The 13103-nt window shown below is 69.8% G+C and carries 11 protein-coding genes and 1 riboswitch; of the genes, 4 read left to right on the top strand and 7 right to left on the bottom strand.

Features of this window, described 5'->3' with window-relative positions; all coding sequences use genetic code 11:
• Nucleotides 1-21 precede the first annotated feature (21 nt).
• From thiE to NP80_RS14660, 4 genes are read right to left on the bottom strand one after another with little or no spacing between them, the layout of a single operon-like run.
• Nucleotides 22-1137, bottom strand: a complete 1116-nt coding sequence (gene thiE, locus NP80_RS29640; protein ID WP_045593840.1) for a thiamine phosphate synthase — start codon at nt 1135-1137, stop codon at nt 22-24.
• Nucleotides 1134-1949 (bottom strand): thiazole synthase, encoded by an 816-nt coding sequence (locus tag NP80_RS14670; RefSeq protein WP_006400597.1) that lies wholly within the window; start codon nt 1947-1949, stop codon nt 1134-1136. The genes thiE and NP80_RS14670 overlap by 4 nt, the downstream gene beginning before the upstream one ends.
• A gap of 37 nt (nt 1950-1986) precedes the next feature.
• On the bottom strand, nt 1987-2184 hold the full coding sequence (gene thiS, locus NP80_RS14665) for a sulfur carrier protein ThiS (RefSeq protein ID WP_006400598.1): 198 nt from the start codon (nt 2182-2184) through the stop codon (nt 1987-1989).
• Between the two features lie 32 nt (nt 2185-2216).
• Nucleotides 2217-3353 carry an FAD-dependent oxidoreductase gene (locus NP80_RS14660; RefSeq protein ID WP_006410087.1) on the bottom strand — a complete coding sequence of 379 codons (1137 nt, stop codon included), beginning with the start codon at nt 3351-3353 and terminating at the stop codon, nt 2217-2219.
• Nucleotides 3354-3574: 221 nt separating this feature from the next.
• A riboswitch (TPP riboswitch) is annotated at nt 3575-3696 on the bottom strand.
• 268 nt (nt 3697-3964) lie between these two features.
• Here NP80_RS14660 and NP80_RS14655 point away from each other — a divergent pair.
• From NP80_RS14655 to NP80_RS14640, 4 genes are all read left to right on the top strand, one after another.
• Entirely contained in the window at nt 3965-5734 is a 1770-nt protein-coding gene (locus NP80_RS14655) for an ABC transporter ATP-binding protein/permease (RefSeq protein ID WP_006406990.1), read from the top strand.
• On the top strand, nt 5731-6498 hold the full coding sequence (locus NP80_RS14650) for an SDR family NAD(P)-dependent oxidoreductase (RefSeq protein WP_006410084.1): 768 nt from the start codon (nt 5731-5733) through the stop codon (nt 6496-6498). The genes NP80_RS14655 and NP80_RS14650 overlap by 4 nt, the downstream gene beginning before the upstream one ends.
• 162 nt (nt 6499-6660) lie before the next feature.
• Complete coding sequence (locus tag NP80_RS14645) at nt 6661-7923, top strand: MFS transporter (RefSeq protein WP_006406992.1); 1263 nt, start codon at nt 6661-6663, stop codon at nt 7921-7923.
• 25 nt (nt 7924-7948) lie between these two features.
• On the top strand, nt 7949-9241 hold the full coding sequence (locus tag NP80_RS14640; RefSeq protein ID WP_006410088.1) for a D-amino acid dehydrogenase: 1293 nt from the start codon (nt 7949-7951) through the stop codon (nt 9239-9241).
• On the opposite strand, the gene thpR is transcribed toward NP80_RS14640, so the two are convergent.
• The 3 genes from thpR to NP80_RS14625 all read right to left on the bottom strand — a co-directional run bounded on the left by thpR (nt 9238) and on the right by NP80_RS14625 (nt 13099).
• On the bottom strand, nt 9238-9822 hold the full coding sequence (gene thpR / locus NP80_RS14635; RefSeq protein ID WP_006406994.1) for an RNA 2',3'-cyclic phosphodiesterase: 585 nt from the start codon (nt 9820-9822) through the stop codon (nt 9238-9240). The genes NP80_RS14640 and thpR overlap by 4 nt on opposite strands.
• A complete protein-coding gene (locus tag NP80_RS14630) occupies nt 9819-11306 on the bottom strand; it encodes an alanine/glycine:cation symporter family protein (protein ID WP_006410085.1) in 1488 nt (495 codons plus the stop codon). Before NP80_RS14630 ends, thpR begins: the two co-directional genes overlap by 4 nt.
• 326 nt (nt 11307-11632) lie before the next feature.
• Entirely contained in the window at nt 11633-13099 is a 1467-nt protein-coding gene (locus NP80_RS14625; protein WP_006400608.1) for a glutamate synthase subunit beta, read from the bottom strand.
• Nucleotides 13100-13103 lie beyond the last annotated feature (4 nt).

Here is a 13103-nt window from a genome sequence, read left to right as displayed (position 1 = left end):
CGACCGCGCGGTCAACGATTGTCAAATAGGGGGCACAAAGCACCGCTGCAGCGCAGTAATCGCCGCGCGGTAATCAGCCGCGCCGGTCACCGCGCTGACCACCGCGACGCTGCCGACGCCGGTCGCGAGCACGGCCGGCAAGGCGTCGAGCCCGACGCCGCCGATCGCGACGAGCGGCACGCTCGAGCCGACGAAGCGCGCGTAGCGCGCAATCCGCGCGAGCCCCTGCGGCGGCGCGGCAACGGCCTTGGTCGCGGTCGCGAACACGGGCCCGAGCGCGAGGTAGCTCGGCCGTTCGTGCAGTGCGCGCAGCATCTCGTAATAGCCGTGGCTCGACAGCCCGAGCCGCAGCCCCGCGCGTGCGAGCGCGGCGAGATCGGCGGTTTCGAGATCTTCCTGACCGAGATGTACGCCGTACGCGCCCTCATCTGCCGCGATCTGCCAGTAATCGTTGATGAACACGCGCGCATCCGGATAGCGGCGGCCCGCCGCGACCGCGCGCGCGATTTCGCGGCGCAGCGCGTCCGGCGCCGCGCCCTTCACGCGCAGCTGTACCGTCTGCACGCCGCAGTCGAGCACGCGTTCGACCCACTCGGCGTCCGGTACGACCGGATAGAGGCCCAGGCGCGCCGGGCATGGCGCGAATGCCGGCTCGGCGGCGGCCGGCAGCCCGGCGACGCGCGGAAACTGCGCGGCGTCGACGGGCCATGCGTCGTCGGCGCGCGTCTCGTCGCCGTCGCGCCACGCGAGCGCGAGCACCAGCGCGTCGAGCGGCGCGAAACCGCAATCGAGAAAGGCGGCGAGCGCCGCGATCCAGTCGTCCGCGAGCGCATGCGCGGCATCGAGCGCGTAGCGCGCGCCGGCCGCGTGCAGCGCCGCGCCGCGCTCGTCGAATTCGATCGCGACGGCGTTCGGCGATGCGGGCCGCGACACGGCCGATGCGCGCGCCTGCCCCGCGCGATCGCCGCGCGACACGATCAGCACGTCGCCGTCGGCCGGCGCGTCGGGCGCGGTCATGCAGAGCCGCCACGGCGCAGCGGCGCGCGGCCAGTCGCCGAGCCGCGCACGGATGCGTTCGGCCGCTTCGGCGAGCTCGTCGGCGGGCGGCCAGAAGGCGTCGGCAAAACGCGCGCTCATGCGCCGCCTCCGTCCTGATGCCAGAACGGCATCCCGACGACCGGCGTGCTCGCGTGCGCGGTTTCACGTGCGTCCATCGGGCCGGCGAGATACGCGGCGCGGCCGGCCTCGACGCCCTGCGCGAACGCGCGCGCCATGATTTCCGGGTGCGTCGCCTGCGACACGGCCGTATTCAGCAGCACGCCGTCGAAGCCCCACTCCATCACCTGACAGGCGTGCGACGGCACGCCGAGCCCCGCGTCGACGATCAGCGGCACATCGGGCAGCCGCTCGCGCAGCACACGCAGGCCGTATGGATTGACGACGCCCTTGCCGGTGCCGATCGGCGCGCCCCACGGCATCAGCGCCTCGCAGCCGACGTCAAGCAGGCGGCGGCCGATCACCAGATCCTCGGTGCAGTACGGCAGCACCTTGAAGCCGTCCTTGATCAGTTGCGCGGCCGCCTCGATCAGCCCGACCGGATCCGGCTGCAGCGTGTAGTCGTCGCCGATCAGTTCGAGCTTGATCCAGTCGGTTTCGAATACTTCGCGCGCCATGTGCGCGGTCGTCACGGCCTCGGCGACGGTCTGGCAGCCGGCCGTGTTCGGCAGCAACGGCACCGCATGGCGCTTCAGCAGATCGAAGAAGCCGGCTTCGGCCGTGCCGCCCGTCATCTGGCGGCGCAGCGCGACCGTGACCATGCCCGGCCGCGACGCGGCGATCGAATCGGACAGCGACTGCAGCGACGGATAGCGCGACGTGCCGAGCAGCACGCGGCTTGCGAAGGTTTCGCCGTACAGCGTCAGCGCGTCGGCGGGGGTGAGGGACGTCATGTCGTTTTCCTGGAAGAGCGGGACGAACCGGCGGCGTTCAGCCGCCCGCGACGGGGTGCACGACGTCGAGCCGGTCGCCCGCCGCGAGCGTGCGCGCCGCGTGCTGCGTGCGCGCGACGAAGTTGCCGTTCACCGCGACCGCGTACGGCGGGCGCGCGCCGTACGCGGCCAGCGCGTCGGCGACCGTCGCGCCGTCGGGCAGCGTCAGGGTCTGTTGGTTGATCTGGATGTCCATGAGGCTTCGTCGGAATCGGGCGGCGGCGTGCGTCAGGCCGGCTGGCGCGCGTCGTCGCGGTGATGAAGGAGCGTCGGCCAGCGCGCCGCGTCGCGCCATGCGGCGAACGCGTCGGGATCGCGCAGCGTGCCGTCGAGCGCGGCCTGCGCGAGCGCGACGGCCGCGTGCGCGACTTCCGGCGCGATCATGAAGCCGTGCCGGTACAGGCCGTTGACGGCCAGCGTCGATGCGCCGTCCCAGATCACGGCCGGGCGATGATCGGGCAGCGTCGGCCGGCACTGCGCGTTCAGCTCGAGGATGCGCGCCTCGCCGAATGCGGGATGCACGGAGAACGCGGCGCTCAGCAGCTCGAGCGCGGAACGCACGCTCACGGGCGACATGTCCTCGCCCTCCACTTCCGTCGCGCCGATCACATAGAGATCGTCCTGCTTCGGCGCGATGTACAGCGGGTAGCGCGGATGCAGCAGCCGCACCGGACGCGTGAGCCCGATGCCCGGCGCATGCACGCGCGCGACTTCGCCGCGGATGCCGCGCAACGCCGGCAGCGCCGGTTTCGCGCCGAGCCCGCGGCAGTCGATCGTGAAATGCGCAGCCGGCAGGTGGGCGTCGTCGACCGCCGCGTGCCAGTGCGTGTCGACGCCGCGTTCGGCGAGCCCCGCGGCGAGCGCGCGCAGCGCCTGCCGGTTGTCGAGCTGACCTTCGCGCGGCAGCAGCAGGCCGCGTGCGAAACGGCCCGCGAGCGCGGACTCGGCCGCGTCGACCTGCGCACCCGAGAGCGTGACGAAGCCACCGTCGAACAGGTCGGCCGGCGCATTCGCGCGCACGCGGCGCTCGAACAGCGGCGCTTCCGCGCGGTCGGCGTGATGCCAGACGACGAGCGTGCCGTGCTGCTGGAAGAACACCGGTTCGGGCAGTTCGGCGAGCCACTGCGGCCAGCGCGCCAGCGACGCGGCGCCGAGCTCGGTGATCAGCAGTTCGGCGCTGGCCGCTTCGGCGAGCGGCGCGAGCATCGCGGCCGCGATCCACGCCGCCGAACGCTCGCCGTCCGGGCCGCCGCGCTCGTACAGCGCGACGCGATGCCCGTCGCCCGCGAGCCGCCACGCGATCAGCCGGCCGACGAGGCCGCCGCCGAGGATCGCGAAGTCGGGCCGCGAATCGTGAACGTTCATCGCGCGCCCTCCGCGCCGCCCGCCCGCGCGCGCCCGGCGCACGCCGACGCATGCGGCGAAGCGGCGCGCGAACCCGCGCGACAGACTGAAACAACTGAAGATTGATCGGTCATCGGTTCCTTCCGTAACGCGCGGCGCGCGTACCCAAAAGGACGAAACCGGCAGCAAAGGCCGGCCGGGCGGGACTCGGGCGCTGACAATGGGATGGCAGCCAGCGCGGCCCGGCGGGATCAGAAACTTCCCTCGCCGGTATTACCCGGATCGGGTGCGAAGGGTCTTTCTCAGCCTCGCCGCGCCGCCCGGAACACCGTCGGCCGCGCACGAAGCACCCCTGTTTCGTCGTCGGCCATTAGACCATAAAAGCGGAAAACGTCGCAAACTGTCCCCGTTCGGCAAATCGACGTCGCGCGGCGCCGCTCTGGCACAATGCCCGGCAGGCCGGCCGCGCGAGCGGCCGGTTGTTGCGCCACCGCCGGCCTTTAAGTGCCGTTTAAGACGCGCGGGTCACCATCCGGACGCCCGCCGTCGGCGAGCACTCGTCCCGGCATGCCGTCTCGCGGCGCACGCCCGGCTTCGCCCGGCCCGTGCGCCGGCCACTCATCAGGAAGCACATGACCCAATCGATCGATCCCGTCCGCTCCGCCTCCGACGCGCCGCAGGACGAGCGCCCGGTATCCGCATGGAGCCTCATCAAGCCCTACTGGGTGTCGTCCGAATGGAAAGTCGCGTGGGCGCTGCTCGTCACGATCATCGCGATCAATCTCTGCGTCGTCTGGATCAACGTCCAGCTGAACAAGTGGAACGCGCAGTTCTATAACGCGCTGCAGACCAAGAACGTGCACGATTTCCCGCATCTGATGATGCAGTTCTCGATGCTCGCGTTCGGCTTCATCATCCTCGCGGTGTACGGGCTGTACTTGCGGCAGATGCTCGGCTTCCGCTGGCGCCAGTGGCTGACCGACCGCTTTCTCGGCGAATGGCTCGGCGACCGCGCGTTCTACCGCATCGAACGCGACCGCCTCGCCGACAACCCCGACCAGCGCGTGGCCGACGACCTGCAGGCGTTCGCGACGACCACGCTGTCGCTGTCGCTCGATCTGCTCTCGACGGTCGTCACGCTCGCGTCGTTCATCACGATCCTCTGGACGCTCGGCGGCGCGCTGACGCTGTCGCTCGGCGCCACGCCCGTCTCGATCCCCGGCTACATGGTGTGGGCCGCCGCGCTCTACGCGGTGGTCGGCTCGCTCGTGATCCAGAAGGTCGGCCGGCCCCTCGTGTCGATCAACTACCAGCAGCAGCGCGTCGAGGCGGACTTCCGCTTCGGGCTGATCCGCGTGCGCGAAAATGCCGAGCAGATCGCGTTCTACGACGGCGAAGACACCGAAAACCGCAATGCGCAGGGCCTCTTCCTGCGCATCCGCGACAACTGGTGGCGCGTCATGAAATACACGAAGCGCCTGACGTTCGTGAACGCGTTCTACGGACAGATCGCGATCATCTTCCCGTTCGTCGTCGCAGCGCCGCGCTACTTCGCGGGCGCCTTCACGCTCGGCGTGCTGATGCAGATCTCGTCCGCATTCGGCACGGTCAGCGATTCGTTCTCGTGGTTCCTCAACAGCTATCGCACGCTGGTCGAGTGGCGCGCGACCGTCAACCGTCTGCGCGAATTCAAGCGCGTGATGCGCACCTCGCATCTGAAGGAAAGCCTGTCGCCCGCGACCGAGCACGGCGGCATCAACCTGCACTATGTGAATGCCGCGAAGCTGTCGACGTCGTCGCTGAAGCTCGCACTGCCAAACGGCAACGCGCTCGCCAACATCGGCAGCGTGACGATCGAGCCGGGTTCGCGCTGGCTCGTGGTCGGCAAGTCGGGCTCCGGCAAGAGCACGTTCATGCGCGCGCTCGCCGGGCTGTGGCCGTTCGGCGACGGCGCGATCGACGCACCGGTCGGCGCGCGCATGATGTTCGTCCCGCAATCGAGCTATCTGCCGATCGGCACGCTGAAGGCGGCGCTCGCCTATCCGTCGGCGCCCGATGCGTTCGGTGACGACGCGTGCCGCGACGCGCTGCGCGCATGCCACCTCGAAGACTACGTCGACCGGCTCGACGAAACCGCGCACTGGACGCGCGTGCTGTCGCCCGGCGAACAGCAGCGTCTCGCCGGCGCGCGCGTGCTGCTGCACAAGCCCGACTTCCTGTTCCTCGACGAAGCGACGAGCGCGCTCGATGCCGACAACGAGGCGCGGCTCTATCGCCTGTTCGCCGAGCGGCTGCCGAAGGCCGCGATCGTCAGCATCGCGCACCGCGAATCGCTGGCCGCGTTCCACGGCGGTACGATCAACGTCGAGCGCGTGAACGACAGCGACAAGGTGGCCGCGTGAGCGCGCGCGCGGCGCGCATCGCACTGATCACCGGCGCCGGTTCGGGGATCGGCGCGGCGCTCGCGCGCCGGCTCGCCGCACCGGGCGTCGTGCTCGCGCTGCACGCGCGCGGCGCGGACGACGCGTCGCGTACGCGGCTCGCCGACGTCGTGCACGCGTGCACGGCCGCCGGCGCACGATGCATCGCGCTGACCGGCGATCTCGCCGATCCGGGCGTCGCGGCCCGGCTCGTCGATACGACCGCTACGGAATTCGGCGGGCTCGACCATCTGGTCGCGAACGCCGGCTTCGCGGCGCGGCAGTCCGTGTCCGATCTGTCCGCCGATGCGCTCGCGTCCGCGTTTGCGGCGATGCCGGGCGCATTCGCGGCGCTCGCATCGCGTGCGCGGCCGCTGCTCGAAGCGTCGGCCGCGGCGCGGATCGTCGCGGTCAGCTCGTTCGTCGCACACCGCTATCGCGCGGACGCGCCGTTCGCCGCGACCGCGGCGGCGAAGGCCGCGCTCGAATCGCTGGTACGCAGCGCGGCCGCCGAATTCGCGGCTTGCGCGATCACCGTCAACGCGGTCGCGCCGGGCTTCACGCGCAAGGACCGCGGCCCGAGCGCCGACAACGCCGGTGCGTGGGCGCACGCAGCGCACGCGACGCCGCTCGGCCGGATCGCCGAACCCGACGATGTCGCCGCGCTGATCGCGTTCCTGCTCTCCGACGCGGCGCGACAGATCACCGGTCAGGTCGTGCATGTCGACGGCGGCCTGACGCTCTGACGTGCGCGTGCACCGTTGCGACCGCAACGGTTTGCGTCGCATCCCGCCTTCCCGCCTCGCCGATCGCACCGCCTCGCGTCAGCCTTTTTGGCACACGCGATCCCGACCGTACAATAGCCGCCACACGGCACCACGATGACGAACGGGACGGGAGACAGCGGCATGCAGGCAATCCAGTGGTTTCGAGAACTGTCGTCGCGCGAGCGCCGCACGCTGTATGCGGGCTTCGGCGGCTATGCAGTCGACGCGTTCGACTTCATGATCTACTCGTTCCTGATTCCGACGCTGATCGCGACCTGGGGCATGACGAAGAGCGAGGCCGGCATGATCGCGACGAGCTCGCTGATCTCGTCCGCGATCGGCGGCTGGGTCGCCGGCATCCTCGCCGACCGCTACGGCCGCGTGCGCGTGCTGCAGTGGACGATCGCGACGTTCGCGCTGTTCACGTGCCTGTCCGGCTTCACGCACTCGTTCTGGCAGCTGCTCGCGACGCGCACGCTGCAGGGCTTCGGCTTCGGCGGCGAATGGTCGGTCGTGACGATCATGATGGCCGAAACGATCCGCTCGCCCGAGCATCGCGCGAAGGCGGTCGGCACCGTGCAGAGCAGCTGGTCGTTCGGCTGGGCCGCGGCCGCGATTCTCTACTGGGCCTTCTTCGCGCTGCTGCCGGAACCGGTCGCGTGGCGCGCGTGCTTCTGGATCGGCATCGCACCCGCGCTGTGGATTTTGTATATCCGCCGCAACGTCAGCGATCCCGACATCTACACGGCCACGCGCCGCGCACGCGACGAAGGCCGCGTGTCGGGCCACTTCCTCGAGATCTTCTCGCCGCCGCATCTGCGCGCGACGCTGTTCGGCAGCGCATTGTGCACCGGCATGCTCGGCGGCTACTACGCGATCACGACCTGGCTGCCCACCTATCTGAAAACCGTCCGGCACCTGTCCGTATTCAACACGAGCGGCTATCTGGTCGTGCTGATCGTCGGATCGTTCGTCGGCTACGTGGTCGGCGCGATCCTGTCCGACCGGCTCGGCCGCCGCGCATCGTTCATCCTGTTCGCGATCGGATCCTTCACGCTCGGGATGGCCTATACGATGCTGCCGATCACCGACACCGCGATGCTCGCGCTCGGCTTTCCGCTTGGCATCGTCGTGCAGGGCATCTTCGCGGGCGTCGGCGCGTATCTGTCCGAACTCTATCCGGGTGCGATCCGCGGCTCGGGCCAGGGCTTCTGCTACAACCTCGGCCGCGGGCTCGGCTCGTTCTTTCCGATCCTCGTCGGCTCGCTGTCGCAGTCGATGTCGCTCGTGAAGGCGATCGGATTCGTCGCCGGCGGCGGCTATCTGCTCGTGATCGTCGCCGCGCTCGTGCTGCCGGAAACGCGCGGCAAGTCGCTGGCCGACGATCCGGCCGTCGCATCGTGAACCGCCGTTTCGCGCCGGGTACCGCATGCATGTGATCGTCCTCGGCGCCGGCGTGATCGGCGTCGCTACCGCCTGGCACCTGCGCGAAGCGGGCTGCGACGTCACCGTGATCGAACGCGAGGCCGACGTCGCGCAGGCGACGAGCTTCGGCAACGCGGGCGTGATCGCGCCCGGCTACGTGACGCCGTGGGCCGCGCCCGGGATGCCGGGCAAGCTCGTCAAATACCTGTTTCGGCCCGCGTCGCCGCTGATCCTCCGCCCGACGCTCGATCCCGCGCAATGGCGCTGGATCGCACGCTGGCTGCGCGAATGCGAATTCGAACGGTTCCGCGCGAACAAGCAGCGGATGCAGCGCATCGCGTATTACAGCCGCGCGTGTCTGCATGCGTTTCGCGCGCGGCATCCGTTCGACTACGGCGCGAGCCGCGGCTATCTGCAGCTGCTGCGCAGCGCATTCGACGTCGACATGGTGCAGCCCGCACTGAACGTGCTGCGCGATGCCGGCATCGCGTTTCACGAGCTCGACGCGGCCGGCTGCATCGCGGTCGAACCGGGGCTGCGCTGGGCGCGGCAGGCGCCCGTCGGCGGCATCTACCTGCCCGACGACGAAGCCGGCGACTGCGCGCGCTTCACGCGCGAACTGCGGGCGCTCTGCGAAGCGAACGGCGTGGCGTTTCGCTTCGGCACCGACGTGCGTGCGCTCGACGTCGCCGGGCGGCGTGCGCGCGGCGTGTGCATCGCGCCGACCGGTCCGCATGGCGGCAACGGCGACGCCCGCGGCGATGCGGTGCTCGCCGCCGATGCGATCGTCGTCGCGCTCGGCGTCGACAGTGCCGATCTGCTGGGCCGCTACGGCATCGACGTGCCGCTGTATCCGGTGAAGGGCTATTCGGCGACGCTCTCCGTCGTCGACGACGAACGCGCGCCACGGGCCGCGCTGATGGACGAATCGCTGAAGACGGCGATCACGCGTTTCGGCCCGACGCTGCGCGTGGCCGGCACCGCGGAACTCGGCAACCGGCGCGCGGCACTGCGGCAGCGCGCGCTCGACACGCTGATGACCGTGCTCGACGACTGGTTTCCGCATGCGGCGGACCGCGCGTCGGTACGCTTCTGGGCCGGCCGCCGGCCGATGACGCCCGACGGGCCGCCGCTGCTCGGCGCGAGCGGAATCGAGGGTCTCTGGCTGAACGTCGGCCACGGTTCGACCGGCTGGGCAATGTCGATGGGATCGGGCAAGGTGCTCGCGGATCTCGTGACCGGCCGCGAACCGGAGATCGATCTGTCCGGCCTGACGCTCGCGCGCTACGCGCGTTAGGTCCGCTCGCCGGGCTCGCCGGGCCCGCGGTGCTCGAGGCACGCGATCGGCGCCGACACGATCGGCCGATGCGATACGCCTTCGTGCGACAGCCGGCTTTCGAACAGCGTCAGCGCATCGAAGCGCAGCGCGACCGGCCGCCCCGGCGCGCCGCCGTGCGCGGGCTGCCCGACCGCCTCGCGCGGCAATCGCGCGAGCGTCACGTGCGGCCGGAACGGACGCGGATCGGCCGGCAGGCCGAGTTCGGCGAGCGACGCCGCCAGCGCCGCGTTGAGCGCCGCACAGGCGGACTCGCGCGCGAGTTCGGCGACGATCAGCCGCGCCCGCGGCAGGCTCGGCCACCACGCGATGCGCTCGACCGGCTGCGGCGGCAACGGATGCGCGGCGGCGAGCGCCGGCAGACGCGCCGCGAGCGCGTCGCATCGATCGCGCTCGATCGCGCCGATGAACGCGAGCGTGACGTGCAGTTGCGCGGCGAGCGTGCGCCGCGCGCCGCGTGTGACAGGCAACGCGTGCAGCGCATCGCGCGACGCCGCATCGGGCATCAGCGCGACGAACACGCGCAGCCGGTCGCCGTTCATGATTCGCGCACCGCCACGCGCGGCCCGCCGACCGCATCGGCCGCCGGGCGCTGCGGTAGCGGGCCGTGCTCGCCCCATACGTCGGCCGGCAGCACGCGCGCGAGTTCGGGAATCGTGTTGCGCGTGAAGACCGGATCGGCGACGCCTGCCGCACGCTGGCGACGATAGTCTCGCCACGCGGCGTGCACGTACTTGCCGAGCGCGACGATCGCGATCAGGTTGACGATCGCCATCAGCCCCATGCTCGTATCGGCCATCGCCCAGACGAGCGGCAGCTGCCCGACGCTGCCGAACATCACCATGCCGAGCACCGCGACGCGGAACAGCGGCAGCACGCCGCGCCGCTTCGTGATGAAGTCGACGTTGCCCTCCGCATACGCGTAATTGCCGATCACCGACGAGAACGCGAGGAAGAAGATCGCGACGGCCATGTAAATGCCGCCCCAGTCGCCGACGTGGCTCGAGATCGCGCGCTGCGTGAGCGCCGCGCCTTCCATGCCGGTGCCGAGCTCATACTGGCCGGACAGCAGGATCACGAACGCGGTCGCACTGCAGATCACGATCGTGTCGACGAACACGCCGAGCATCTGGATCAGCCCCTGCGTGACCGGATGCCGCGTGCCCGCCGTCGCGGCCGCGTTCGGCGCGCTGCCCATGCCGGCCTCGTTCGAGAACAGCCCGCGCTTCACGCCGATCGCGATCGCCTGGCCGACCGCATAGCCGGTCAGGCCGCCGGCCGCCTGCTCGAGGCCGAACGCGCTCTTCACGATCAACGCGATCACGCCGGGCACCAGCGTGATGTGCGTCGCGACCGCGTAGACCGCGAGCGCGAGATAGCCGATCGCCATCACCGGCACGATCACCTGCGCGACCGACGCGATGCGTCGGATCCCGCCGAAGATGATCGGCGCGGTCAGCAGCACGAGGCCGAGGCCGACGGTCTCGCGGCGCCAGCCGAACGATGTGTCGAACGCGTCGGCGATCGCATTGGCCTGCACCGCGTTGAACACGAAGCCGAACGCGAGGATCAGCGACAGCGAGAACAGCACGCCGAAGCCGCGCGAGCGCAGGCCGGTCTGGATGTAGTATGCGGGACCGCCGCGATACGAGCCGTCCGGATGCGACACCTTGAAGATCTGTGCGAGCGTCGCCTCGACGAATGCCGACGACATCCCGACCAGCGCCGTCATCCACATCCAGAAGATCGCGCCCGGCCCGCCGACCGTCAGCGCGACCGCGACGCCCGCGATATTGCCGGTGCCGACGCGGCTCGCCAGCCCCGTCGCGAATGCCTGGAACGACGAGATGCTGCCCGGCTCGCCCTTGCTGCCGACGAGCCGGATGCTGAGGAACAACGCCTTCAGCTGAATCATCCGGAACCGCAGCGTAAACCACGCGCCCACGCCGAGCAGCAGCGCAATCAGCACGTAGTTCCACAGCACGCCGTTGACGGCGTCGATCAGCCCATGCACGAGTGCTTCCATCCAGTGTCCTTACAAATAGGTCAGTAACATGCGGCGGCGGCCGTCAGCGGCCGGAGGGGCGACATGATATGACAGTTTGCGAGGATCATTACAAACCGAAAGGATTCGCGATCGCGAAAAATAGCCGTCGAATGTGATCAGGTTAGGCGATGCTTCGCGAAAATGCGGCGCTCGTGGCGTCAGGGCGCAGCGTCGATGGCGGCGAGGCGAAGCTTGCCGAAGCCGAAGAAACGCGGTCAAGAAACCGCATGCACGCAGGCGTGCGGCCGAAAAAAAACCGGGCGCCCTCTCGGACGCCCGGCTTCATCGAAACCCGCTCGCGATGCTCAGCGCGGCAGTTCCGAATGCCCCATCAGGTACGCGTCGACCGAGCGCGCGCACTGGCGGCCTTCGCGGATCGCCCAGACGACGAGCGACTGGCCGCGGCGCATATCGCCGGCCGCGAACACCTTGTCGACCGACGTGTAGTACGCGCGATCGCCTTCGGTCGCCGCGCGCGCGTTGCCGCGCGCATCCTTCGCGACGCCGAACGCCTCGAGCACCGGCGCGGCCGGCTGCGTGAAGCCCATCGCGAGCAGCACGAGATCGGCCTTCATCTCGAACTCCGAGCCCGGCACTTCCTGCATCTTGCCGTCCTTCCACTCGACGCGCGCCGCGACGAGCTTCTCGACCTTGCCGTTCTTGCCTTCGAAGCGCTTCGTCGCGACGGCCCAGTCGCGCTCGCAGCCTTCCTCGTGCGACGACGACGTGCGCAGCTTGATCGGCCAGTACGGCCACACGAGCGGCTTGTTTTCCTCTTCCGGCGGCTGCGGCAGCAGTTCGAACTGCGTGACGTGCTTCGCGCCGTGGCGGTTCGACGTGCCGACGCAGTCCGAACCGGTGTCGCCGCCGCCGATCACGACGACGTGCTTGCCCTTCGCGAGCAACTGATCGACGAGCTTGTCGCCGGCATTCACGCGGTTCTGCTGCGGCAGGAAGTCCATCGCGAAATGGATGCCGGCCAGTTCGCGGCCCGGCACCGGCAGGTCGCGCGGCGTCTCCGAGCCGCCCGCGATCACGACCGCGTCGAACTCCTCCTTCAGCGTCTCCGGCGAGATCGTTTCCTTCGCGAGATTGCCGATCGATTCCGGCAGCGGATCCTTGCCGATGAACACGCTCGTGCGGAACGTCACGCCTTCCGCTTCCATCTGGCGCATCCGGCGATCGATCAGCCACTTCTCGAGCTTGAAATCGGGAATCCCGTAACGCAGCAGGCCGCCGATCCGGTCGTTCTTCTCGAACACCGTCACGTCGTGGCCCGCGCGCGCGAGCTGCTGCGCAGCCGCGAGGCCCGCCGGGCCCGAGCCGACGACGGCGACCTTCTTGCCCGTCTTGTGCGCGGCCGGCTGCGGCTTCACCCAGCCTTCGGCCCACGCCTTGTCGATGATCGCGTGCTCGATCGACTTGATGCCGACCGGATCGTTGTTGATGCCGAGCGTGCACGCGGCTTCGCACGGCGCCGGGCAGATGCGGCCCGTGAACTCGGGGAAGTTGTTCGTCGAATGCAGGACTTCGATCGCCTGCTGCCAGTCCTGGCGGTAAACGAGATCGTTGAAGTCCGGAATGATGTTGTTGACCGGGCAGCCGTTGTTGCAGAACGGGATGCCGCAGTCCATGCAGCGCGCGCCCTGGATCTTCGCGTCCGCGTCGGACAGCGCCGCGACGAATTCCTTGTAGTGCTTCACGCGCGTGAGCGGTGCTTCGTACGCCTCGTGGCGGCGTTCGAACTCCAGAAAACCGGTTGCCTTGCCCATAAGG

The organism is Burkholderia multivorans ATCC BAA-247 (genome assembly GCF_000959525.1).
Classification (GTDB): Bacteria; Pseudomonadota; Gammaproteobacteria; order Burkholderiales; family Burkholderiaceae; genus Burkholderia; species Burkholderia multivorans.
Note: the sequence above shows the minus strand (reverse complement) of the source record. Positions and strands in the feature narration are given on the sequence as shown.